Raw genomic sequence first — 21389 nt, 5'->3', positions numbered from 1 at the left:
CCGCGAGCGGTCGGCCCGGTGGCCGGCCCGCACGGTTCGGCGGAGTCTTCGCGTTTTCTGCCCGGCCCCGACTGGCCCCTGAGCCGAACCGCGAAGCGCCGGCCACGCCCGAGCTTCCGACATCCGCATGAGCCAAACCTTCGCACCCGGCGTAGCCCCCCAGCCCGCGCCCGCAGCCCCCGACGCCGCGCGCGCGGCCGCCCAGGCCGCCGACGAGACCGGCGCCCTGGCGCCGACGCACGGGCCGGCCACCGCCGGCAGCCTCGACGCCCCCGAGAAGGCCGAGACCCAGCACGGCCATGCTGGGTTCTGGACGCTGCTGGTCGGCTCCGTCGGCGTCGTCTACGGCGATATCGGCACCAGCCCGCTCTACGCGTTCCGCGAGGCGCTGGTCCCGGCCCGGACCGACGGCATCCTGCTGCCAGAAGAGGTGATCGGCACCGTGTCGCTGATCCTCTGGGCCCTCTTCATGATCGTGACGGTCAAGTACGTCGCGATCCTGCTGCGCATGGACAACAACGGCGAGGGCGGCATCCTCTCGCTGATGGCGCTGGCCCGGAAGGCGCTCGGCGGCTCGCGCATCGTGTTCATGCTGGGGCTCCTCGGCGCCTCGCTGTTCTACGGCGACGCGGTGATCACGCCGGCGATCTCGGTCCTCTCGGCGGTGGAGGGCCTGAAGCTCGTCACGCCCGCCCTCGACGAGTACGTCCTGCCGATCACCGTGGTGATCATCGTCGCGCTGTTCCTCGTGCAGAACCGCGGGACCGGGAAGGTGGCGGCCTTCTTCGGGCCGGTGACCGTCGTGTGGTTCCTCGCCATGGCGCTCGCGGCGCTGCCGCACATCACCCTGCACCCGGAGGTGTTCCGCGCGCTCAATCCCTGGCACGCCGTGCACTACCTGCTCGGCCACGGCAGCGGCGCGCTGATCGCCCTGGGGGCGGTGTTCCTGGCGGTGACCGGGGCCGAGGCCCTGTTCGCCGATCTCGGCCATTTCGGCCGCAAGCCGATCCAGGTGGCCTGGATCTGCCTCGTCTTCCCGGCGCTCGCCCTCAACTATCTCGGGCAGGCGGCCCTGGTGCTGGAGAAGCCAGACACGGCCGATCCGTTCTTCCAGCTCGTGCCCGCCTGGGGCCTGCTGCCGATGGTGGTGCTCGCCACGATCGCCACCGTGGTGGCGAGCCAGGCGGTGATCACCGGCGCCTTCTCGCTGTCCCGGCAGGCGATCCAGCTCGGCCTGCTGCCGCGGCTGGAGATCCGCCACACCTCCGAGTCGCATGCCGGCCAGATCTACCTGCCGCAGATCAACGCCCTCCTGATGTTCGGCGTGGTGCTGCTCGCCGTGCTGTTCAAGACCTCGTCGTCGCTGGCCTCGGCCTACGGCATCGCGGTGACCGGCACGATGCTGCTCACCGCCTCGCTGACCTTCCTGGTGATGTGGCGCATGTGGAAGTGGTCGCCGGTCGCGGCGGCCGCCGTGATGCTGCCCTTCATCGTCCTCGAGTTCCTGTTCCTGCTCTCCAACCTGATCAAGGTCGTGGAGGGCGGCTACGTACCCCTGCTGCTCGCGGGCGGCCTCATCATCCTGATGTGGACCTGGGTGCGCGGAGTGACGATCCTGTTCAACAAGACCCGCAAGACCGACGTGCCGCTGGTCGAGCTGGTCGGCATGCTGGAGAAGAGCCCGCCCCACCACGTGCGCGGCACCGCGGTGTTCCTGACGAGCGATCCCGAGATCGCCCCGGCGGCGCTCCTGCACAACCTCAAGCACAACAAGGTGCTGCACGAGAAGAACGTGATCCTCACCGTCGAGACGGTGGACACGCCGCGCTCGAACGAGGCCGACAAGGTGCGGATCGAGCCGGTGGGCCCGCATTTCTACAAGGTCGTGATGAAATTCGGCTACATGGAGACGCCGAACATCCCGAAGACGCTGGTGCTGCTGCGCCGCCAGGGCTTCAAGTTCGACATCATGGCGACGTCGTTCTTCCTGTCGCGCCGCTCGATCCGGCCGGCGGCGCATTCCGGCATGCCGCTCTGGCAGGACCGGATCTTCATCACCCTCGCCAAGAACGCCAACGACGCGACGGACTTCTTCCAGATCCCGACCGGGCGCGTGGTGGAGGTCGGGACGCAGGTGACGGTCTGAGGGCCGCACGCTGGTGTAGATCGGCGGAAGAGCTTATCTACATCGTGCCCGAGGGCCGACCGCATGCCGATCAACGTCAACAATCCCGAGGCCGACGCGCTGACACGCCGGTTCGCCGCCCTGGTGGGAGTCGGCATCACCGAGGCGATCGTCATCGCCATGCGCGAGGCGATCGAGCGCCGCCACCGGGAGGAGTCCCCGCGGGAGACCGCCGCACGGGTGCGCCAGAAGCACGGGGTTGCGCTCAGCGAGACCGCCCGCGTGCCTCTCGCGCGGGACGCGTATGACGCGATGTGGGAAAGCGCCTGATGTTCGTGGATGCGTCCGCGATCGTGGCCCTGCTCGCCGACGAGCCCGAGGCCGAGCGGATCTCCACGGCGCTCGCCTCGGCACGCCAGTGCAGAACGTCGCCCGTTGCCGTCCTCGAAACGGTGCTGGCCCTCGCGCGGCCCGACAAGTTCGACATGACGGTCGAGGCGGTCGGGCCGATCGTCCTCGAATTTCTGGAAGCCAGGGGCATCGAGATCTGCGACCTGCCGCCGGCCGTCGAGACGACGGCGCTCGCCCTGTCCGCCGCGCATCGATACCGGGCCGGCCGCCACGGCCTCAACCTCGGCGATTGTCTCCACTACGCGGCGGCACGGTTCTACCGCACGCCGATCCTGGCCACGGCCGACGAGTTCCGCAGGACGGATCTGGAGACCGTGCCGTGACGGTCTGCGACCGACGTGCCTCGGTTGCATCCGGAATGGGTCAGTGCCAGGGGCTCTGAGTTGGACGCGAAACGCCGTCCTCGCGAGCGAAACGCCTGAGGATCGACACGCTATGTCGGGGCGTAACGATGCGTTCGCGCTTCGAACCAACCGCGGCCACGGCGCGCGGCTGACCGGGCTGCCGGCCTGAATCGACCCGCCCGCGCCTCCGCATCGATGGTCGCCCATGTGCGCCGCCGCACGCGGCATGCCCGGGGCGCAGAGGCTCGGGGATGACCGGCCGCGTCCCCGCGTTGCGCCGACCCCGCCGCGTGCCTTAGAATATTTATTATTCTGAGCTTGAGCGTTCGCCCCGCGGCCTGTCCGCACCGGGGAACGTGAGCCGGCTAAGCCGGCCGAGGCCCCCGGCCCGGCTCGGACCCGACTGATCGCCGCTCCGGCGCCGCCAGACAGGACGCAACGATGATCAAACTCACCGTGAACGGGGCTGCGCGCAGCTTCGACGGCGACCCCGACATGCCGCTGCTGTGGTACCTGCGGGACGAGCTCGGGCTCACCGGCACCAAGTTCGGCTGCGGCGTGTCGCTCTGCGGGGCCTGCACCATCCATCTCGGCGGCGCGGCGACCCGCGCCTGCATCACGCCGGTCTCGGCGGCCGCCGGCCAGGAGGTCGTGACCATTGAGGGTCTGTCGCCGGACGGCAACCATCCCGTGCAGGTGGCGTGGCGCGACCAGAACGTCGCCCAGTGCGGCTTCTGCCAGTGCGGCCAGATCATGCAGGCGGCCGCCCTCCTCAAGGACACGCCGAAGCCCACCGACGACGACATCGACACCACGATGAGCGGCAACATCTGCCGCTGCGGCACCTACCCGCGCATCCGCGCCGCGATCCATCAGGCCGCCGGCCAGACTGCGCCCGCCAGTATGGGAGAGCGCCTGTGATCCACGACGCCAAGCTCACCGCTGAGCGCGCCGCCGGCACCACGCCGGCCCTCGACAATGTCAGCCGCCGCGGCATCCTCGGCGGCGCCGGCGCCCTGGTTCTGGCCCTCTCGCTGCGCCCGGCCCGGGCCGACGAGACCCAGACCAAGGAGCAGAAGGAGCAGAAGTTCGGCGCCGACGGCATGCCGCACGGCTGGCGCGACGACCCGAAGGTCTTCGTCGCCATCGCGCCGGACGGCACCGTCACGGTGACCAACCACCGCTCCGACATGGGCCAGGGCATCCGCACCTCTGTGGCCTTCACGGTCGCCGACGAGCTGGAGGCCGACTGGGCGAAGGTGAAGGTCGTCCAGGCCTGGGGCGACGAGAGCCGCTTCGGCAACCAGGACACGGACGGTTCGCGCTCGACCCGCCACTTCTTCCAGCACTTCCGCCACGCCGGCGCCGCCGCGCGGCTGATGCTGATCCAGGCGGCGGCCAAGCAGTGGGGCGTGCCGGCCTCCGAGGTGACGGCCGTCAACCACACGCTGACCCACGCCAAGTCGGGCCGCACCCTCGGCTACGGCGCGGTCGCCAAGGCCGCCGCCGAGCTGCCGGTGCCCACCGACGTCAAGCTGAAGGATCCCAAGGACTTCCGCTACATCGGCACCGGCAAGGTCGGTCTGATCGACAACTTCGACATCACCACCGGCAAGGCGGTCTACGGCCTCGACACCAAGCTCGACGGGATGCTGTACGCGGTCGTCGCGCGCCCGGCCGTCTACGGCGGCACGGTGAAGTCCTTCGACGACAGCGAGGCCAAGAAGGTCCCGGGCGTCGTGAAGATCCTCAAGATCGACGCCACCCCGATCCCCTCGGAGTTCATGCCGCTCGGCGGCGTCGCCGTGGTGGCCAAGAACACCTGGGCGGCCCTGAAGGCCCGGGACGCGCTCAAGATCACCTGGGACGACGGCCCGAACGCCGGCTACGATACCGACGCGTTCCGCAAGGAGCTGGAGGCCGCCGCGCGCAAGCCCGGCAAGGTCGTGCGCACGCAGGGCGACGTCGACGGCGCCATGGCCAAGGCCAAGACCAAGGTCCAGGCCGAGTACTTCGTGCCGCACCTCGCCCAGGCCCCCATGGAGCCCCCGGCTGCGGTAGCCCGGGTGAAGGACGGGTTCTGCGAGGCCTGGGCCTGCGTCCAGGGTCCGCAGGCCGCCAACGACCGCCTGATGAAGGCGCTCAAGCTGCCCGACGACAAGGTCAAGGTGAACGTCACGCTGCTCGGCGGTGGGTTCGGGCGCAAGTCGAAGCCCGATTACGTGGTCGAGGCGGCGCTCTGCTCGCAGGCCGTCGACGGCGCGCCGGTGAAGCTGGCCTGGACCCGCGAGGACGACCTCCACCACGGCTTCTACCACACGATCTCGGTGGAGCGGCTGGAGGCCGGCCTCGACGACAAGGGTATGCCGGTGGCGTGGCTGCACCGCTCGGTGGCGCCGACGATCGGCTCGATCTTCGCGCCCGACCCGAAGCACGAGCTGCCGTTCGAGCTCGGGATGGGGCTGGTCAACACGCCGCTCGACATCCCGAACATGCGGCTGGAGAACCCCGAGGCCGTCGCGCATGCCCGCATCGGCTGGTTCCGCTCGGTGTCGAACATCCCGCACGCCTTCGCGATCCAGTCCTTCGTGTCGGAGCTGGCGTACGCCGCCGGCCGCGAGCCGAAGGAGTACCTGCTCGCGCTCATCGGACCCGATCGCAAGATCAGCCCGACCGAGATCGGCGACGTCTGGAACTACGGCGAGGACCCGAAGCGCTACCCGATCGAGACCGGCCGCCTGCGCGGCGTGATCGAGGCGGCCGCCAAGGGCGCGGGCTGGGGTCGCCAGATGCCCAAGGGCACCGGCCTCGGCATCGCCGGCCACTACAGCTTCGTCACCTACACGGCGGTGGCGGCCGAGGTGGAGGTCGACGACAAGGGCCAGGTCCAGGTGAAGGCGATCGACATCGCGGTCGATTGCGGCCCGCAGGTCAACCCGGAGCGCATCCGCTCGCAGATGGAGGGCGCCGTGGTCATGGGGATGGGGCTCGCCCTCACCTCCGAGATCACCTTCAAGCAGGGCCGGGCGGTCCAGAACAACTTCGACGGCTACGAGGTCCTCCGGATCGACGCCGCCCCGAAGGCGGTCCGCGTGCACTTGGTGCCCAGCGGCCGCTGGGACGGTCCCCTCGGCGGCGTCGGCGAGCCCGGCGTGCCGCCGGTGGCGCCGGCCATCGCCAACGCGATCTTCGCGGCCACCGGCCGGCGGGTCCGGCAATTGCCGATTCGCGATCAGCTGAGCGCCTGAACCGTCACCCGTCGCGAGGCGTTGGGGCCGTGGGGAAACCCGCGGCCCCATTCTCTTGGAAAGTACTCGACCCGATGATGCGTCCCGCCCTGACGGCCTGCCTGACCCTGATCCTGACGGCGGCCCCCGCCCTCGCCTCGCCCTGCGGCGACCGGATCGAGGGCGTCTCCAAGCGGGTCCAGTCCGAGCTGACCCAGTCGATCTCCGCCTCGACCAGCGGCCAGGGTAACGCCGCCAAGCGCGGCGGCGAGGGTGTCACCGGGACGGAGGGCCAACGGGCGAACGAGTCGCCGCAGGCGCCGCCGGAGAAGTCGGCCCAGGCCGGCCAGGGCGCGGACGCCGCCCAGCAGGCGAAGGTCGCCCTGGAAGAGGCGCGCACGGCGGATCAGAAAGGCGACGCGCAGGCGTGCGAGGCGGCGCTCACCCGCGCCGAGCAGCAGCTGAAGAAGGCACCCTGAGGGCTGATACGCTTCCCGGTTATCCACTTCTGTCCCACCGTCTTTGCGAGCGGAGCGAAGCAACCCAGGGTCACGCCAAGCCTTCCGAGGTCGCGCTGCCCTGGGTCCCTTCGTTCATGATGACGGAGCGCGTCATACCCCAGCCTCCGTCAGGCCCGAGCCGGCCCGTCACGGTTGGCTCAGGGCCGGCCGCGAGGGCGATTCGATCCGCGTGACGTACGTCCGGGGAGAGCCCCGTCACCGGCCCAGCGCGCTGATCTCGATCACGAATTTCCGCCGCAGCGCCCGCGAGAAGTCGCCGTAGCCGGCGGCCGCCAGCAGGAAGGCGCCCGGGCCTCCGATGACGTGGGCGCGGTACCACTGCTCCAGGCTCGTGCGCGCCGGCGGCAGTGGGGTCGGGAGCAGGCCGTAGCCGGGCGCCCGGTAGGCCCCGGCCCCGACCACGTCGTTTTCGCCCGGCACCAGGATCGGCAGGCCGTTGACCGTCGCGCCGGTGTCGAGCAGTGACCGGTGCGCCTCCGCGAGGGTGTCGGCGTCGGTGCAGTTGTCGATCCCGTCGCCGGAGACGTCGACCACCACGCGCTCGGCCGGGACCGGCAGCGCCGGGAGCACGGCGGCGGTCACCGTGCGGAACATCTGGCCGAGGCAGGTGAACTCGCCCGCCTGACGCGGGGTGGCTCGGACCAGCGCGGCGGCGGCGGCCGCGTCGGCCCGGCCGGCGATCCGCCGCCAGCCGACCGCGAGGGTCGCCCGGTCGGCCCAGGTCACCATCGCGAACAGGATCCCGCCCGGGTTGCCGGTGATCGCGCCGAGGACCGACGGGTCCTCCAGGGCCTCGGCGATGCCCTCCATCTGCAGCCGGAAGCGCGCGTCGTCGACGGATTGCGACACGTCCACGGAGACGACCAGCGCGGTGGCGACGCTCTCGGGCGCGGCCTGAACGGGCTCGGGTGTGGCGGACGCGAGCCCGAGGAGCAGGAGGCCGGCGCCCCGCAGCACGCCGCGGCGGATCCGTCGCGAACCCGTCCGCATCATCGGCCTCGGCGCTCCCGGAAGGCGCGGCCCTGCGGCCGCCGCGCATCCGTTAGGCCACGTTTCGGCGTCGCGCGAAACCGGCCTTTCGGGGGGCCCGCCGCGCGGACCCACCCGTCGGACCGACGCGCCGCGGGGCAGGCCCGGATGCGCGTCGGCAGGGTGTGGTTCGGGCGCGAAGCCCGGCCCCGGTGAGGAAGGTTTGCTCCGGCGGCGGTGGCCCGCTCATCTCGGAGGTTGCTCGTCCTCCGGCCCCGTCCCTGGGCCGGCCGCGGGGTCGTCGAGGGCGGCCTCGGCCGCCCCGGAAGCTGCCTCAGGCCGCAGCGGCGGCGAGGGCGTGCGGGTTGCCGTTCAGGCCGGCGCAGAGATCGTCGATCTCGGCGAGGTCCAGCGCCTCGCCGGCCCGGCCGGCGATGGTGTCGATCAGATGATCCTGACGGGGGTCGAACGGATGACCCTGCATCCGGTAGAACTGGTAATAGCGCAGTGCCGCCAGGACGGTGTCACGCTCGCGGTCGGTTACGGTGAAGTGCTGCATGGGTAGTTGCTTCCCCTTGTGGCTTCAACGAACGCTCGGGTAGGCCGCGACGCCGATCCCGAGCTTGACTGTTGTAACCCGTGGGCAACTGCCCGACCAGTTCTTGACAGCTCGCGCCGATGTGATTCGCGTCATTTAAGATTTTGATCCTGGCCCGGTCCGGCGGATCACGGGCCGAGAAACCCCGCTCGCGCAACAGGTTGGCGAGCCCGACGGCGAACGCCGCGTGGTCGACCCCGTCCGCGGCCGGTCCCGAATCCCCGCCGCCGGCCGGTCGCCCCGCTAGAGGCCGAGCTCGTCGAGGTAGCACGGCAGCGCGACGCTCGCCGGCCCGTAGCGGGTCGCGTCGAAGGCGTCGGCGTTGTCGGACGGCTCCAGGTTGACCTCGCAGGTCGGGATACCGAGGGCGCGGGCCTGCCGCACGTAACCGGCCGCCGGGTAGACCGCCCCCGACGTGCCCACGGCCACGAACAGGTCGGCCTCGGAGAGCGCCGCCTCGATCGCGTCGCGGTGCATCGGCATCTCGCCGAACCAGACCACGTCCGGCCGCAGCCGGCCCGGAGTGCCGCAGGTGGGGCAGCTGTCCGCCCGGCTCAGGTCGGCGCGCCACGGGATGACCGCGCCGCAGGCGCAGCAGCGCGCCTTGAGCAACTCGCCGTGCATGTGGGTGACCGCGCGCGAGCCGGCCCGCTCGTGCAGGTCGTCGACGTTCTGGGTGCACAGGAACAGCCGCCCGCCCCGGTCGGCGCTCCGCGCCTCGGCCCGCGCCAGAGCGAAGTGCGCGGCGTTCGGCTGGGCCGCGACCACGCCGCGGCGGCGATGGTCGTAGAAGTCGAGCACCGTGTCGGGATCGGCCGCGTAGGCCTCCGGTGTGGCGAGCTTCATCGGGTCGAACCGCGCCCAGATCCCGCCGCGGTCGCGGAACGTGCCGAGCCCGCTCTCGGCCGAGACGCCGGCCCCGGTCAGCACGAAGATCGTCTTGGGATGGTCGCTCACGCGCGGCTCCTGTTCGCCCGAGAATGGCCGGATATGTCCGCTCGTTGGCGGTACGGTTTCTTTCCCTTCGAGTCTGCCGGTGAATGCTGCGGCTCGCTTCACCGAACGGGAGACTTGAAATGTCCGATGTTGCGCTGCTGGTCATCGATGTCCAGGAATCCTTTCGGCACAGGCCCTTCTGGAACGACGCCGATGTCCCGCCCTTCACCGCGCGCCTGCAGGCGCTCATCGACGGCGCCGCCGCGCGGCGGATCCCGGTCCTGCAGGTGTTCCACGTGGCCGAGAGCGGACCGTTCGCCATCGCCTCCGGCCAAGTCCGCACCCTCGAGCCGATCGTGATCGCGCCGACGGCCACGTTCCACAAGCGTCGGCACAGCGCCCTGGTCGATAGCGGCCTGTCGGGCTGGCTGACGCAGCACGGCATCCGCCGGCTGATCGTGTCGGGCATCCGGACCGAGCAGTGCTGCGAGACCACGGCCCGCCACGCCTCCGACAGCGGCTGGCAGGTCGACTACGTGACCGAGGCCACCCTGACCTTCGCCATGACCCACCCGGACGGCCGTCGCTTCGGCGCGGACGAGATCAAGGCCCGCACCGAGCTGGTGCTGACCGACCGGTTCGCCCGGATCGCCACCGTGGATCAGGCGCTGGCCGGCCCGGACCTGCCGGTCGCCGCGTGAGCGGGGCGGCGCGGCACATCCCGGTCCTGGTGGTCCTGCCGCCGCGCGCGCTGCTGCTCGACCTCGCCGGCCCGCTGGAGGTGCTGCGGATCGCCGGCACCGTCCAGGACCGGGTCGGCTTCGCGGTGGCGTACGCGGCGCCGCGGGCGCTCACCCGCTGCTCGATCGGGCTCGACCTGGGCGGTGCCGGACCGTTGCCGGAGACGGTGGCCGACGGGACGGTCGTGCTCCTGCCGGGCTCCGCCACGCAGGTGCTCGGCGACGGGCCGGCCGGAGCGGCCGACGCCGACGCGGAGGCCGAGATCGTCGCGTGGCTGCGCGGCGCGGTCCGGCCGGGCCACATCGTGGCGACCGTCTGCGAGGGCGCGCTGCTCGCGGCGCGGGCCGGGCTCCTCGACGGCTACGCCTGCACCACCCACCATGCCAGCTGCGACCGGCTGAGGGCGGCGGCCCCCGAGGCCCGAGTCCTGGACAACCGCCTGTTCGTGCAGGACCGCGACCGGTTCAGCAGCGCCGGCGTCACGGCCGGCATCGACCTGATGCTGCACCTCGTAGCGGAGTGGGCAGGCCCGGCGACGGCGGTCGCCGTCGCGCGGACGCTCGTCGTGTACATGCGGCGCGGGCCCGACGATCCCCAGCTCTCGCCCTGGCTCGAGGGGCGCAGCCATCTGCACCCGGCGGTCCACCGGGCCCAGGACGCGATCGCCGCCGACCCGGCCCGGGACTGGTCGCCGGCGCTGCTCGGCCGGGTCGCGGGCGCGAGCCCGCGCAACCTCGCGCGGCTGTTCCGGCTCCACGCCGGCATGACCGTGACGGACGCGGTCAACCGGTCCCGCGTCGCGCTGGCCCGGGATCTGATCGCGCAGAGCGACCTCGGCCTGGAGCGGGTCGCCGAGCGCGCCGGCTTCGGCTCCGCCCGGCACATGCGCCGCGTCTGGCGGCAGTTCCACGCAGCGGCGCCGTCGCGCCTGCGTGCCGGACCCGCGGACGGGGCGTCCGCGCCGGTCCGACCGAGGCACCCCGCTAGACACCTGTCCTTGCGAGCGGAGCGAAGCAATCCAGGGTAGCGCTCCGCTTTCCGGTGTCGCGCGCCCCTGGGTCACTTCGCTGCGCTCGTGATGACGGGAGAGCGACGACGGCCGAAGGCTTCGGCTGGAACCGCGTGCGTCAGGCCGTGCCGCTCGCGGCCCGCTGGACCCGAACAGCAGCCTGTGACGTCCTGCCGTGCCGAACCGGTCAGCCCGAATCGGCGCGGACCGTGCATCGGCCCGGCGCGCCCGCTGGCGCGGAGGAGTGAGCGGCATGCCCGAATTCGACCTTGCCATCCGGGGCGGCACGGTGGTCACGGCGAGCGACACGGTCCGGGCCGATATCGGCGTGCGCGGCGGCCGGATCGTCGCGGTGGCCGAGGGCATCGCCGACGCCGCCCGGGTGATCGACGCCTCCGGCCTGCTGGTCCTGCCCGGCGGCATCGACAGCCACGTCCACATCGCCCAGGATTCCGGCCCCGGCATCGTCATGGCCGACGACTTCGCCAGCGCCACCCGGGCGGCGGCGGCCGGCGGCACCACCTGCGTGATGCCCTTCGCGCTCCAGCCCCGGGGCGCCTCGCTGCGCGGCGCCGTCGACGCCTACCGGGCCAGCGCCGAGGGCCAGTGCCACGTCGACGTGGCGATCCACATGATTATCTCGGACCCGACCGAGGCGGTGCTCGGCCAGGAGCTGCCGGCCCTGGTGGCCGACGGCTACACCTCTTTCAAGGTCTTCATGACCTACGACGACCTCGTGCTGAACGACCGCCAGCTCCTCGACGTGTTCCACGTCGCGCGGCGGCAGGGCGCCCGGGTCATGGTCCACGCCGAGGGCTACGACGCGATCCGCTACCTGAGCGAGCGGCTGGAGCGAGCGGGCGAGACCCGGCCCTACGGCCACGCCCTGTCGCGCCCGGAGATCGTCGAGCGGGAGGCGGCCCACCGGGCGATCAGCCACGCGGAGCTGATCGACCTGCCGATCGTCATCGTCCACGTCTCGGGCCGCGAGGCCACCGAGCAGATCGCCTGGGCGCAGGCGCGGGGCCTGAAGATCCGGGCCGAGACCTGCCCGCAATACCTCACCCTCACGGCCGAGGACATGAAGGGTCTCGGCCAGGAGGATCTCATGGCGGGGGCGAAGTACGTCTGCTCGCCGCCGACGCGGGACGTCGAGAGCCAGGAGGCGGTGTGGTCGGGGATCCGCCGCGGGATATTCGACGTGGTCTCATCCGACCATTGCCCGTTCCGCTACGACGACCCGCAGGGCAAGCGGAACCCGCGGGGGAAGACCTCCTTCCGCTGGATCCCGAACGGCATTCCCGGCATCGAGACGCGGCTGCCGGTATTCTTCTCGGAGGGCGTCTCGAAGGGGCGGATCAGCCTCAACCAGTTCGCCGCGCTCACCGCCACGAACCACGCCAAGCTGTACGGGCTCTACCCGCGCAAGGGCTCGATCGCCCCGGGCTTCGACGCCGACCTGACCCTGTGGGACCCGAACCGGCGCGAGACCATCCGCCAGGCGAACCTGCACCACGGCTCCGACTACACGCCCTGGGAAGGCTTCGACGTAACCGGCTGGCCGGTCATGACCATCGCGGGCGGGCAGGTCATCGCCGAGGACGGCCGGGTCCTGTCCGAGCCGGGGCGCGGGCGGGTGCTCGACCGGGCCGTCGATCCGGCCGAGCGGCGGGGCACCTGAGGGCGACGCTGGCCCGCGGCTTGCCTGCAACCTCCGGGGAGAGCACCGCATGGATGTCGAACTGATCGGCCTGACCAAGCGCTACGGCGCGGCCATTGCGGTTGACGGCATCGACCTGAAGGTGCCGTCCGGCGCCTATTGCTGCCTGCTCGGCCCCTCCGGCTGCGGCAAGACCACGACGCTGCGGATGATCGGCGGCCACGAGCGCGCCAGCGCCGGCGACGTGGTGATCGGCCCGAAGGCGGTCGGCGATGCGGCCCCGGCCGCGCGCGGCACCGCCATGATGTTCCAGAGCTACGCGCTGTTCCCGCATCTCGACGCGCGCGACAACGTCGCCTTCAGCCTCAAGATGCGCGGCATCGGCAGGGCGGAGCGCCGCGCCAAGGCGATGGCGATGCTCGACCTCGTGCAGATGAGCCACCTCGCCGAGCGCCTGCCGGCCCAGCTCTCGGGCGGCCAGCAGCAGCGCGTGGCGCTCGCCCGCGCCCTGGTCACCGGCCCGAAGGTGCTGCTGCTCGACGAGCCGCTCTCGGCCCTCGACCCGTTCCTGCGGGTGCGGATGCGGGTGGAGCTGAAGCGGATCCAGACCGAGCTGGGGCTCACCTTCATCCACGTCACCCACAGCCAGGAGGAGGCGATGGCGCTCTCCGACCTCGTGGTCGTGATGAATGCCGGCCGGATCGAGCAGGCCGCCGACCCGCGCACCGTGTTCGAGCGTCCGGCCACCGCCTTCGTGGCCCGGTTCATCGGCGGCCACAACGTGATCCGGCTGCCGGAGGGTCTCGTCGCCGTGCGGGCCGACCGGATGCGGCTCGGCGCCGCGGCCGGCCCCGGCGCGCTGCCGGCCCGGGTGGTAGCGGTCGAGTACCAGGGCACCAGCGTCCATGTCGGCCTCGACGCCGACGGGCTGGAGCGCGCGCCCGAGAGCCCCGCCGCCCTCACGGCGATCCTCAGCGACGCGGCGTTCGCGGCCCGCCCGCTCCGCCTCGGCGACACGATCCCGGTCGGCTGGGACGTTTCCGCCGCCCACCGCCTCGACGCCTGACAGCCCCGGAGACGACCATGGACCTGCCACAGAAGCCGAGCCGGCGCACGCTCCTGAAGGGGGCCGCCGCGCTCGCCGCGACGCCGGTGACCGGCTTCCCGGCGGTCCACGCCGCCGAGCCCGTCACCCTGCGCTACCTCGGCACCGCGGTGAATCAGTCCGCCGACATCGCCCGGAAGGTGAAGGAGGATCTCGGCCTCACCATCGAGTACATCCCCGTGGTCACCGACGAGGTGACCAAGCGCGCGGTCACCCAGCCGAACTCCTTCGACCTGATCGACACCGAGTATTTCAGCCTCAAGAAGATCCTGCCCGCCGGCAACCTGCAGGGCATGGACGCCAAGCGGATCAAGCTTGCCGACAAGATCTCTTCCGTTTTCACGAAGGGGGAAGTGGCGGGCAAGAAGATCGGCGACCAGGGCACGGCGCCCAAGAAGGTCTTCTACCTGGAGGGCATCGACTCCAAAAAATTTGCCGGCGAACAGACCCAGTGGATCTCGCTGATCCCGACCGTCTACAACGCCGACACGCTGGGCATCCGGCCGGACCTGATCAAGGTGCCCGTCACGAGCTGGAAGGAACTCCTGAACCCGGCCTTCAAGGGCAAGGCCTCGATCCTCAACATCCCGTCGATCGGCATCATGGACGCCGCCATGGTGGTGGAGGCGACCGGCGACTACACCTACGGCGACAAGGGCAACATGACGAAGCCCGAGATCGACCGCACCATCAAGGTGCTGATCGAGGCCAAGCGCGCCGGCCAGTTCCGCGCCTTCTGGCAGGACTTCAACGAATCCGTGAACCTGATGGCCTCGGGCGAGACGGTGATCCAGTCGATGTGGTCGCCCGCCGTCACCAAGGTGCGGGCGCAGGGCGTGCCCTGCACCTACCAGCCGTTGAAGGAGGGCTACCGGGCCTGGGCCTCGGGCTTCGGCATCCCCAAGACCCTGAGCGGCAGGAAGCTCGACGCGGCCTACGACTTCATCAACTGGTTCCTGTCCGGCTGGGCCGGGGCCTACCTCAACCGGCAGGGCTACTACTCGGCCGTGCTGGAGACCGCCCAGGCGAACATGCAGCCCTACGAGTGGGCCTTCTGGATGGAGGGGAAGCCCGCCGAGAAGGACATCCTCGGCCCCGACGGCACCCTGATCGAGAAGGCCGGCGCCACCCGCGATGGCGGCTCCTTCGACGCGCGGATGGGCGCCGTCGCCTGCTGGAACGCCGTGATGGACGAGAACACCTACATGGTGCGCAAGTGGAACGAGTTCATCGCGGCGTGAGGGCGGTGGGCGCCGCCTCCCCACCCTCCTCCCTGTACGGGGCCTCGGAGACGCCCGCCCGGCGCATCGACGCGGTCGCCGGATGGAACGCGGGTCCCCTCTCCCGCCCGGGAGAGGGGGCGCTTCGCGCCTCGCGGGGTCCGCGAAGGGGACCGGCTGCGCCGGCGCGCGGCGGGCAAATCCGATGACCGATCTCGCCCTGCCCGCCGCCGCGACTGCCGAGCGGACCGCGGCGCCCGCCGTCGCGGCGCGCCCGCGCGGCCGCGCCCTCGCCTACCTCCAGGCCGCGCCGCTGGCCCTCGTCTTCCTGGTCTTCCTGGTGGTGCCGCTGGTGCTCACAGGGATCGTCTCCCTCTGGGAGTACAACGAGTACGAGATCATCCCGGCCCTGACCCTGCAGAACTACGCCGACGTGTTCGACGGCTGCCTGTCGGCCGACCTCTGCACGACGTTGCGCACCTACCTCTCCACGGTGAAGTTCGTCGCGCTGACGCTGGCGATCACCCTGCCGCTGGGCTTCGCCATCGCGTATTTCCTGGCCTTACACATCCGCTCCGGCACGGTGCGGATGGGCCTGTTCCTGCTCTGCACGATCCCGTTCTGGACCTCGAACGTGATCCGCATGATCTCGTGGATCCCGCTGCTCGGCCGCAACGGCCTCGTCAACGACACGCTCCGCACCCTCGGGCTGATCCGGCAGCCGATCGACGGCCTGCTCTACTCCGACTTCGCGGTGGTGCTGGCCTTCGTGCACCTCGACACGGTGTTCATGATCGTGCCGATCTTCAACAGCCTCGCGCGCATCGACCGGCGGCTGATCGAGGCGGCGCGCGACGGCGGCGCGTCCGGCGCGCAGATCCTGTGGAACGTGATCCTGCCGCTCGCCAAGCCCGGCATCGCCATCGGGACGATCTTCGTGACGACCCTGGTGATGGGCGACTTCGTCACCGTGGGCGTGATGGGCGGCCAGCAGATCGCCAGCGTCGGCAAGGTGATCCAGGTGCAGATGTCCTACCTGCAGTTCCCGGCCGCCGCCGCCAACGCCGTTGTGCTGCTCGCCGCCGTGCTGCTGATGATCCTCGGGCTCACCCGGATGATCGACCTCCGGCGGGAATTGTAGCGATGGACCAGCCCCGCGGCCGCGCCTTCTACCTGCTGGCGGCGGTCTTCGCCCTCTACGTCCTGTTCCTCTACGGGCCGACTCTGACGATCCTGGCGCTGAGCTTCCAGGGCCCGTCCGGCGGCCTGACCTTCCCGATGAACGGCGTCTCGACCCACTGGTTCGCCAAGCTGTGGGAAGGCGTCGGCGTGATCGACATCTGGGCAGCGCTGCGGCGCTCGCTGGCCCTCGGCCTCGTGGTCATGGCGCTCACCGTGGGAATCGCGTTCTACGCGGGCCTCGCCTTCCGGAAGGGGTTTCGCGGGGCCGGCCTCGTCTTCGCCCTGGCGGTCTCGAGCCTGATCGTGCCCTCGATCGTGGTCTCGCTGGGCATCGGCCTGGAGTTCCGGCTCCTCGACGACGCCGTGAAGGCGCTCGCCGCCGCCACCGGCTGGGGGTTCCTGCAGGACCACGGCACGCTGATGGGCCTCTACAGCTCGGCGCTGGGCGCGCACCTCACCTGGACGCTGCCCTTCGGCCTGCTGATCATGTTCGCGGTGTTCAACCGGTTCGACCCCGCCTACGAGGAGGCCGCCCGCGACCTGGGCGCCAGCGGCCCGCAGACGCTCCGGCACGTGGTGGTGCCGATCCTCGCGCCCGCGCTCGTCGGCGTCGCGCTGTTCGGCTTCACCCTGTCGTTCGACGAGCTCGCCCGCACCAGCCAGGCGATCGGCGGCCGCAACACCCTGCCGCTGGAGTTGCAGGGCCTGACCACCACGGTGACGACGCCGGAGATCTACGCCCTCGGCACGGTCACCACGGCCGTCTCGGCGCTGGTGATCGGGACCGCGCTCGGCCTGACCCTGTGGCTGCAGAAGCGCCGGGCGCGGCGGGCGCTGGCGGGCCTGTGATCGATGCCGGACGGCCGGGCCGCCGCGGGTCGGCGGCGCCGCCGCATTGCCAATCCGCCCCCGCCCGTGTATGCGCACGGCGCGCCCCCGAGACACCCTTGGAGGCAGGGGCGCGCCGGGAAGGATGTGGCCGTCCGCCAGGGGCGGCCTTTTCGTTTTCCGGCTCCAGCAATCGTAAAGGATCACGCCATGAGCGCTGTGAAGACGCTTGAGGCCGTGGCACGCGACCGGGTCGGCAAGGGGGCCGCCCGGGCCGTTCGTCGCCAGGGCCAAGTTCCCGCCGTCATCTACGGGGGTGGCCAGCCGCCGCAATCCATCGCGGTCGACCTCATCCGCACCCGCACCCTGATCTACGCCGGCGGCTTCAAGACCACGCTGTTCGAGATCAACGCCGGCGGCAAGAAGGTCCGCGCGATCCCGCGCGACTTCCAGCTCGACCCGGTGACCGGCGTGCCGCTGCACGTCGACTTCCTGCGCGTCGTCTCGGGCCAGACCGTCACGGTCGAGGTGCCAGTGCACTTCGTCAACGAGGACGCGGCCCCCGGCATCAAGAAGCTCGGCGGCACCCTCAACATCGTGGCCCACACGCTGAGCCTCGACGTCGCCCCCGACCAGATCCCGGACGCGATCGAGGTCGACCTGACCGGCCGCGCGATCGGCGACGTCATCCACGTCTCCGACATCAAGATCCCGGCCGGCACCTACACCGGCGAGCAGACCGACCCGGTGGCCAACATCGTGCCGCCGACCGTGCTGGGTGCCGAGGTGGAGGCCGAGGAGGCCGCCATCGCCGAGGCGCAGTCGGCCGAGGCCGCCGAGGAGAAGGCCGAGGAGTCCGCCGAGGACGAGAAGAAGGACGGCGAGGAGGCCTGAGCCTCAGCGCCACCCGTCACGCGACGCGAGAGCCCCGGCCCTGCCGAGGCTCTCTGCGTTTCGGCTTGATGTCAGGGATAGAGCCGCGCCCGGCTCCAGCCCGCGCCCGTCCGGGTGAAGCGGACCCGGTCGTGCAGGCGGAAATCGCCGTTCTGCCAGAACTCGACGCTCACCGGCGCGATCCGGAATCCGGTCCAGTGCTCCGGCCGGGGGATCGGCCCGTCGCCGTACCGCTCGGACAGCTCCGCCACCGCGTTCATCAGCGTGGCGCGGTCGGCCAGCGGGCGGGATTGCTGGCTGGCGATCGCCCCGAGCCGGCTCTCGCGGCGGCGGCTCTGGAAATACGCGTCGGCCTCCGCGGCCGTGACCGGCGTGATCGGCCCGCGGGCCCGCACCTGCCGGCGCAGGCTCTTCCAGTGCAGCACCAGGGCCGCCTGGGGGTTCTGCGCCAGCTCCTCCCCCTTGGTGGACTGCGTGTTGGTGTAGAAAACGAAGCCTCGGGCGTCGAAGCCCTTCAGCAGGACCATCCGCACATCCGGCAGCCCGTCCGATCCGGCGGTGGCGAGCGCCATCGCGTTCGCGTCCTCGGGCTCGGAGGCCTCGGCCTCCTTCATCCAGGCGGCGAACAGCCCGACGGGATCCTCGCTCAGCGTGAAGTCCGCGCTCTTCGGGTCATCGGTCCTTAACTGATCCACGCCAAGACTCCTGCCTGCCGCGTCCAGGGCCTGAGGGGGCACCGACATCGGCATGTTCGGTCGAGCGAATAGCCCGTCGTGAGTCAGGTGTAATGCGGGGATGCGCGTGTAAAGGGCCAAGCCGGCGTTCGCGCATCTGCGCGTCCGTGTCGGTGGTGTCGATGGCGGTGGCGATGGCCCTGTGCGGCTGCAGCCAGCCCCTGCTGGTCTTCCGGGGCGATCCGCCGGCGGCGCCACCGCGCGTCGTCGAGGAGCCGACCGTCACCGGCAGCATCGAGAAGCGGCCTGTGAGCTTCGGGGACGACCTCGCCGAGGAGGATTGGCGCCGGGCGCGGGCCGCCCTCGGCGTCGCGCTGGATCCGCAGGGCAACGGGCGGCCGGTCAAGTGGGACAACCCGGAGACCGGGCTTCACGGGTCGGTCAATCCGACCGGGCTCCCGTACGTCTCGGACGAGCTGATCTGCCGCAACTTCCTGGCATCGGTGATCGCGCCGACCCGCAGCCGCTTCGTCCGCGGCACCGGCTGCAAGCTCTCGGGCGGACCGTGGACGCTCAAGCGCGTCCGGGCCGCGAGCGGCCTCGGACGCTCCTGAACGACGAGGCCGTCGCGCGACGGCCTCCGCGGATCGCCTCAGGCAGATCGCCTCAGTAAGGGTAGCCGTAGTACGGCCGCACGCGCAGGCGCGGCTGCGCGGCCGGCGGCGCCGCGTAGCGGGCCGCAGCCTCCGGATCGTAGGTCCGGATGTAGGGGTCGAGGGCCGGGTCGCGATAATTGCCGTTGTTGACCCCGGCCGAGCGGTCGTTGCCGCTCAGCGCCGCGTAGGGGGAGAGGCCGCTCCCGCTGTCGCCGCCGCCACCGCCGCCACCGCCCCAGGCGAAGGCCGTTCCCGGAATGGCGGCGAGGAGCATCGCCGCGAGGGGCATCGTCAGCGTCTTGCGCGTCATGTCCTGTCTCCGCACCACGTCCTTGACTGGCGAACGGTCCAGCTGGAGGTGGGGTTCCCCTCGGCGAACCGCCACGGCCTCGCGACACTGTATCACGACCCGGCAACACGCGTTTATTTGATGGACTGCGTTTCGATTTTTTCGGTTCACCGTCCAGAAATCGTCCCGTGCGTTAAGCTTGAACCGGTAGACAACCACTCGGCCGTGCTTGATCGTGGCGCGGCGTAACAGCATTCGAGCCTGGCTCGACCGTATCGAGGGTCGAAGCCGGGCGCATCCCGGGTCTGGCCGCCGTGAGCGTCGATACGAAATCCGGCACGCGGGGCGTGGGGCCGACCGGCTGATGGAGCGGGTGATCGGAGGCACGGACCGGCCGTCGGCGACCGGTGGCCGGGCTCCCGCCCGGGCGGAGCCGTCGCCCTCCGGGACGCGCGCCCGCACCCGGACCATCGTCGTGCGGCTCGACCGCCGGTCCCTGCGCGGCTGGCACATCCGGCTCCTCGACCAGCTCGGGCAGCGGCCCGACCATCGGATCCGCGTCGCCTGGGTCGAGCACGCGGAGGGCCTGCCGCCGAACGCGGAGCTCCTGTTCCGCCTGGAGGCCGCCATCCACGGCCTGCCGCGGCCGGGCCTGGCGACCGCGGCGGAGCCGGTGGCCCTCGCCCCCTACGAGGCGAGCCCCGACGGCGCGGAGCCCGTCTGGAGCGCCGCCGACCTCGTCCTCGACCTCTCGGACAGCCCCGCGGATTCGGGCCCGGCGCCGGCCTGGCGGCTCGATTACGACGGGATGCCGGGCGAGGCCGGCCTCCTCGCCGCCCTGTTCGCCCACGGGGCGCCGGTGGCGGCCCTGCGCGGGCCGGACGGCGCGCCGGTGGCGGTCGGCCGCCTCGGCACGGAATCGCACACGGTGATGCTCACGGCCTTCGAGGGCTACCTCGCGCGGACCATCACGCTGATCCTCGCCGCCCTGGACGGCGCCGCCTCGACGGCGCTCCCTGACGGCGCCGGAGCACCCCTGCGGCCCGCGGCCGCCTACGACCTCGGCGGCCTGGGCGCACGCCGCCGGGCCGCCGGGGGGCTCGCTCGGCAGATCGCCCGCCGGCTCTACGCCCTCTGCTTCCACGGCCCGCACTGGCGGGTGGGCTGGCGGCGGATCGTCGGCCCCGACCTGATCGACCTGCGCCGGCATCCCGAAGGCGGCTGGCAGGTCCTTCCCGACGACGGGCGCCGCTTCTACGCCGACCCCTTCGCGATCGCCCGGGACGGCGCCGTGACCCTGTTCGTGGAGGAATTCGACTACCGCCGCGGCAAGGGCGTGATCGCCGCGGTGGATTTCGGGGCGAACGGCCCCCGCGGCCGCCCGGAGCCGGTGCTCGAGCTGGAGACCCACCTCTCCTACCCGTTCGTGTTCGAGGCGGACGGGCAGGTCTGGATGATCCCGGAATCCCACGCCTCCGGGACGATCGACCTCTACCGGGCCACCGACTTCCCGCGCGGCTGGGTGCACGAGGCGGTGCTCCTCGACGGGGTCGTGGCCGGGGACGCGACCCTGCTGCAGCACGGCGGCCGCTGGTGGATGTTCGCCACGGTCCGGGCCGGCGGCGGCAGCTACTCCGACACGCTCCATCTCTGGCACGCGCCGCATTTCCGCGGGCCCTGGACTCCCCACCGGCACAACCCGGTGCTGATCGACATCGGCTCCGCCCGGGCCGCGGGGCCGATCGTGGCGCGCGACGGCGGCCTGATCCGGCCCGTCCAGGATTGCCGGCAGGGCTACGGCGCGGCGCTCGGCCTCGCCCGGATCCTGCGCCTCGACGAGGACGCCTACGCCCAGCGGGTCGAGACGCGCCTCTGCCCGGGTGCGGCCTGGCCGGGCACGCGCCTGCACATGCTGAGCGCCGCCGGCGGCTTCGAGTTCATCGACGGATCGCACCGGGCGCGCCCCCGCCTGCTGGGCTGAGCGCGGCTCTCGGGCTGAG

21 protein-coding genes are annotated in these 21389 nt (G+C 71.6%); 16 read left to right on the top strand and 5 right to left on the bottom strand.

Features of this window, described 5'->3' with window-relative positions; all coding sequences use genetic code 11:
- Positions 1 to 127: 127 nt before the first annotated feature.
- The 6 genes from ACLBX8_RS19325 to ACLBX8_RS19300 all read left to right on the top strand — a co-directional run bounded on the left by ACLBX8_RS19325 (position 128) and on the right by ACLBX8_RS19300 (position 6586).
- On the top strand, positions 128 to 2146 hold the full coding sequence (locus ACLBX8_RS19325) for a potassium transporter Kup (RefSeq protein ID WP_447700031.1): 2019 nt from the start codon (positions 128 to 130) through the stop codon (positions 2144 to 2146).
- A gap of 63 nt (positions 2147 to 2209) precedes the next feature.
- Entirely contained in the window at positions 2210 to 2455 is a 246-nt protein-coding gene (locus tag ACLBX8_RS19320) for a type II toxin-antitoxin system VapB family antitoxin (protein ID WP_447700032.1), read from the top strand.
- Complete coding sequence (locus ACLBX8_RS19315; protein WP_447700033.1) at positions 2455 to 2859, top strand: type II toxin-antitoxin system VapC family toxin; 405 nt, start codon at positions 2455 to 2457, stop codon at positions 2857 to 2859. The genes ACLBX8_RS19320 and ACLBX8_RS19315 overlap by 1 nt, the downstream gene beginning before the upstream one ends.
- A 462-nt stretch (positions 2860 to 3321) precedes the next feature.
- Positions 3322 to 3801, top strand: a complete 480-nt coding sequence (locus ACLBX8_RS19310) for a (2Fe-2S)-binding protein (protein WP_447700034.1) — start codon at positions 3322 to 3324, stop codon at positions 3799 to 3801.
- The gene (locus tag ACLBX8_RS19305; protein WP_447715625.1) at positions 3798 to 6128 is read left to right on the top strand and encodes a molybdopterin cofactor-binding domain-containing protein; all 2331 of its coding nucleotides are present in this window, start codon (positions 3798 to 3800) and stop codon (positions 6126 to 6128) included. Before ACLBX8_RS19310 ends, ACLBX8_RS19305 begins: the two co-directional genes overlap by 4 nt.
- Before the next feature lie 74 nt (positions 6129 to 6202).
- The gene (locus ACLBX8_RS19300) at positions 6203 to 6586 is read left to right on the top strand and encodes a hypothetical protein (RefSeq protein ID WP_020093846.1); all 384 of its coding nucleotides are present in this window, start codon (positions 6203 to 6205) and stop codon (positions 6584 to 6586) included.
- A 237-nt stretch (positions 6587 to 6823) separates the two neighbouring features.
- On the opposite strand, the gene ACLBX8_RS19295 is transcribed toward ACLBX8_RS19300, so the two are convergent.
- The 3 genes from ACLBX8_RS19295 to ACLBX8_RS19285 form a co-directional block, all read right to left on the bottom strand.
- Positions 6824 to 7618 (bottom strand): DUF1194 domain-containing protein, encoded by a 795-nt coding sequence (locus tag ACLBX8_RS19295; RefSeq protein ID WP_447700069.1) that lies wholly within the window; start codon positions 7616 to 7618, stop codon positions 6824 to 6826.
- 313 nt (positions 7619 to 7931) lie between these two features.
- On the bottom strand, positions 7932 to 8156 hold the full coding sequence (locus ACLBX8_RS19290) for a hypothetical protein (protein WP_012320868.1): 225 nt from the start codon (positions 8154 to 8156) through the stop codon (positions 7932 to 7934).
- A 282-nt stretch (positions 8157 to 8438) separates the two neighbouring features.
- Positions 8439 to 9152, bottom strand: coding sequence for an SIR2 family NAD-dependent protein deacylase (locus tag ACLBX8_RS19285; protein WP_447700036.1), 714 nt, complete (start codon positions 9150 to 9152; stop codon positions 8439 to 8441).
- A 119-nt stretch (positions 9153 to 9271) separates the two neighbouring features.
- On the opposite strand from ACLBX8_RS19285, the gene ACLBX8_RS19280 reads away from it, so the two are divergent.
- The 8 genes from ACLBX8_RS19280 to ACLBX8_RS19245 all read left to right on the top strand — a co-directional run bounded on the left by ACLBX8_RS19280 (position 9272) and on the right by ACLBX8_RS19245 (position 17770).
- Entirely contained in the window at positions 9272 to 9832 is a 561-nt protein-coding gene (locus ACLBX8_RS19280) for an isochorismatase family protein (protein WP_447700037.1), read from the top strand.
- Positions 9829 to 10899 (top strand): GlxA family transcriptional regulator, encoded by a 1071-nt coding sequence (locus ACLBX8_RS19275; protein WP_447700038.1) that lies wholly within the window; start codon positions 9829 to 9831, stop codon positions 10897 to 10899. Before ACLBX8_RS19280 ends, ACLBX8_RS19275 begins: the two co-directional genes overlap by 4 nt.
- A gap of 235 nt (positions 10900 to 11134) precedes the next feature.
- Positions 11135 to 12562 (top strand): dihydropyrimidinase, encoded by a 1428-nt coding sequence (gene hydA, locus ACLBX8_RS19270; RefSeq protein WP_447700039.1) that lies wholly within the window; start codon positions 11135 to 11137, stop codon positions 12560 to 12562.
- A gap of 49 nt (positions 12563 to 12611) precedes the next feature.
- Positions 12612 to 13607 carry an ABC transporter ATP-binding protein gene (locus ACLBX8_RS19265; RefSeq protein WP_447700040.1) on the top strand — a complete coding sequence of 332 codons (996 nt, stop codon included), beginning with the start codon at positions 12612 to 12614 and terminating at the stop codon, positions 13605 to 13607.
- 17 nt (positions 13608 to 13624) lie between these two features.
- Positions 13625 to 14887, top strand: a complete 1263-nt coding sequence (locus ACLBX8_RS19260; protein WP_447700041.1) for an ABC transporter substrate-binding protein — start codon at positions 13625 to 13627, stop codon at positions 14885 to 14887.
- Between the two features lie 184 nt (positions 14888 to 15071).
- Positions 15072 to 16007: an ABC transporter permease gene (locus tag ACLBX8_RS19255; RefSeq protein WP_447700042.1), complete on the top strand. Its 936-nt coding sequence runs from the start codon at positions 15072 to 15074 to the stop codon at positions 16005 to 16007.
- A gap of 2 nt (positions 16008 to 16009) precedes the next feature.
- A complete protein-coding gene (locus tag ACLBX8_RS19250; RefSeq protein WP_056523607.1) occupies positions 16010 to 16897 on the top strand; it encodes an ABC transporter permease in 888 nt (295 codons plus the stop codon).
- Between the two features lie 189 nt (positions 16898 to 17086).
- A complete protein-coding gene (locus tag ACLBX8_RS19245; protein WP_020093856.1) occupies positions 17087 to 17770 on the top strand; it encodes a 50S ribosomal protein L25/general stress protein Ctc in 684 nt (227 codons plus the stop codon).
- A gap of 71 nt (positions 17771 to 17841) precedes the next feature.
- Here ACLBX8_RS19245 and pdxH read toward each other — a convergent pair whose 3' ends face one another.
- On the bottom strand, positions 17842 to 18465 hold the full coding sequence (pdxH, locus tag ACLBX8_RS19240; protein ID WP_447700043.1) for a pyridoxamine 5'-phosphate oxidase: 624 nt from the start codon (positions 18463 to 18465) through the stop codon (positions 17842 to 17844).
- 92 nt (positions 18466 to 18557) lie between these two features.
- Here pdxH and ACLBX8_RS19235 point away from each other — a divergent pair, with 92 nt between their 5' ends.
- Positions 18558 to 19058, top strand: coding sequence for an RT0821/Lpp0805 family surface protein (locus ACLBX8_RS19235; RefSeq protein ID WP_447700044.1), 501 nt, complete (start codon positions 18558 to 18560; stop codon positions 19056 to 19058).
- A 52-nt stretch (positions 19059 to 19110) separates the two neighbouring features.
- Here the strand turns inward: ACLBX8_RS19235 and ACLBX8_RS19230 are convergent, their stop codons facing one another.
- Positions 19111 to 19410, bottom strand: coding sequence for a hypothetical protein (locus tag ACLBX8_RS19230; RefSeq protein ID WP_020093859.1), 300 nt, complete (start codon positions 19408 to 19410; stop codon positions 19111 to 19113).
- A 343-nt stretch (positions 19411 to 19753) separates the two neighbouring features.
- Here ACLBX8_RS19230 and ACLBX8_RS19225 point away from each other — a divergent pair, with 343 nt between their 5' ends.
- The gene (locus tag ACLBX8_RS19225; RefSeq protein ID WP_447700045.1) at positions 19754 to 21370 is read left to right on the top strand and encodes a glucosamine inositolphosphorylceramide transferase family protein; all 1617 of its coding nucleotides are present in this window, start codon (positions 19754 to 19756) and stop codon (positions 21368 to 21370) included.
- Positions 21371 to 21389: the final 19 nt, after the last annotated feature.

The sequence above is a fragment of the Methylobacterium sp. D48H genome (assembly GCF_053345715.1).
Note: the sequence above shows the minus strand (reverse complement) of the source record. Positions and strands in the feature narration are given on the sequence as shown.

What these genes read in the sequence shown, in the direction of transcription:
- ACLBX8_RS19325 (WP_447700031.1), top strand. Translation starts at nt 128, where the DNA reads ATGAGCCAAACCTTCGCACCCGGCGTAGCCCCCCAGCCCGCGCCCGCA.
- ACLBX8_RS19320 (WP_447700032.1), top strand. Translation starts at nt 2,210, where the DNA reads ATGCCGATCAACGTCAACAATCCCGAGGCCGACGCGCTGACACGCCGG.
- ACLBX8_RS19315 (WP_447700033.1), top strand. Translation starts at nt 2,455, where the DNA reads ATGTTCGTGGATGCGTCCGCGATCGTGGCCCTGCTCGCCGACGAGCCC.
- ACLBX8_RS19310 (WP_447700034.1), top strand. Translation starts at nt 3,322, where the DNA reads ATGATCAAACTCACCGTGAACGGGGCTGCGCGCAGCTTCGACGGCGAC.
- ACLBX8_RS19300 (WP_020093846.1), top strand. Translation starts at nt 6,203, where the DNA reads ATGATGCGTCCCGCCCTGACGGCCTGCCTGACCCTGATCCTGACGGCG.
- ACLBX8_RS19295 (WP_447700069.1), bottom strand. Translation starts at nt 7,618, where the DNA reads ATGCGGACGGGTTCGCGACGGATCCGCCGCGGCGTGCTGCGGGGCGCC.
- ACLBX8_RS19290 (WP_012320868.1), bottom strand. Translation starts at nt 8,156, where the DNA reads ATGCAGCACTTCACCGTAACCGACCGCGAGCGTGACACCGTCCTGGCG.
- ACLBX8_RS19280 (WP_447700037.1), top strand. Translation starts at nt 9,272, where the DNA reads ATGTCCGATGTTGCGCTGCTGGTCATCGATGTCCAGGAATCCTTTCGG.
- hydA (WP_447700039.1), top strand. Translation starts at nt 11,135, where the DNA reads ATGCCCGAATTCGACCTTGCCATCCGGGGCGGCACGGTGGTCACGGCG.
- ACLBX8_RS19265 (WP_447700040.1), top strand. Translation starts at nt 12,612, where the DNA reads ATGGATGTCGAACTGATCGGCCTGACCAAGCGCTACGGCGCGGCCATT.
- ACLBX8_RS19260 (WP_447700041.1), top strand. Translation starts at nt 13,625, where the DNA reads ATGGACCTGCCACAGAAGCCGAGCCGGCGCACGCTCCTGAAGGGGGCC.
- ACLBX8_RS19255 (WP_447700042.1), top strand. Translation starts at nt 15,072, where the DNA reads ATGACCGATCTCGCCCTGCCCGCCGCCGCGACTGCCGAGCGGACCGCG.
- ACLBX8_RS19250 (WP_056523607.1), top strand. Translation starts at nt 16,010, where the DNA reads ATGGACCAGCCCCGCGGCCGCGCCTTCTACCTGCTGGCGGCGGTCTTC.
- ACLBX8_RS19245 (WP_020093856.1), top strand. Translation starts at nt 17,087, where the DNA reads ATGAGCGCTGTGAAGACGCTTGAGGCCGTGGCACGCGACCGGGTCGGC.
- ACLBX8_RS19235 (WP_447700044.1), top strand. Translation starts at nt 18,558, where the DNA reads ATGCGGGGATGCGCGTGTAAAGGGCCAAGCCGGCGTTCGCGCATCTGC.
- ACLBX8_RS19230 (WP_020093859.1), bottom strand. Translation starts at nt 19,410, where the DNA reads ATGACGCGCAAGACGCTGACGATGCCCCTCGCGGCGATGCTCCTCGCC.
- ACLBX8_RS19225 (WP_447700045.1), top strand. Translation starts at nt 19,754, where the DNA reads ATGGAGCGGGTGATCGGAGGCACGGACCGGCCGTCGGCGACCGGTGGC.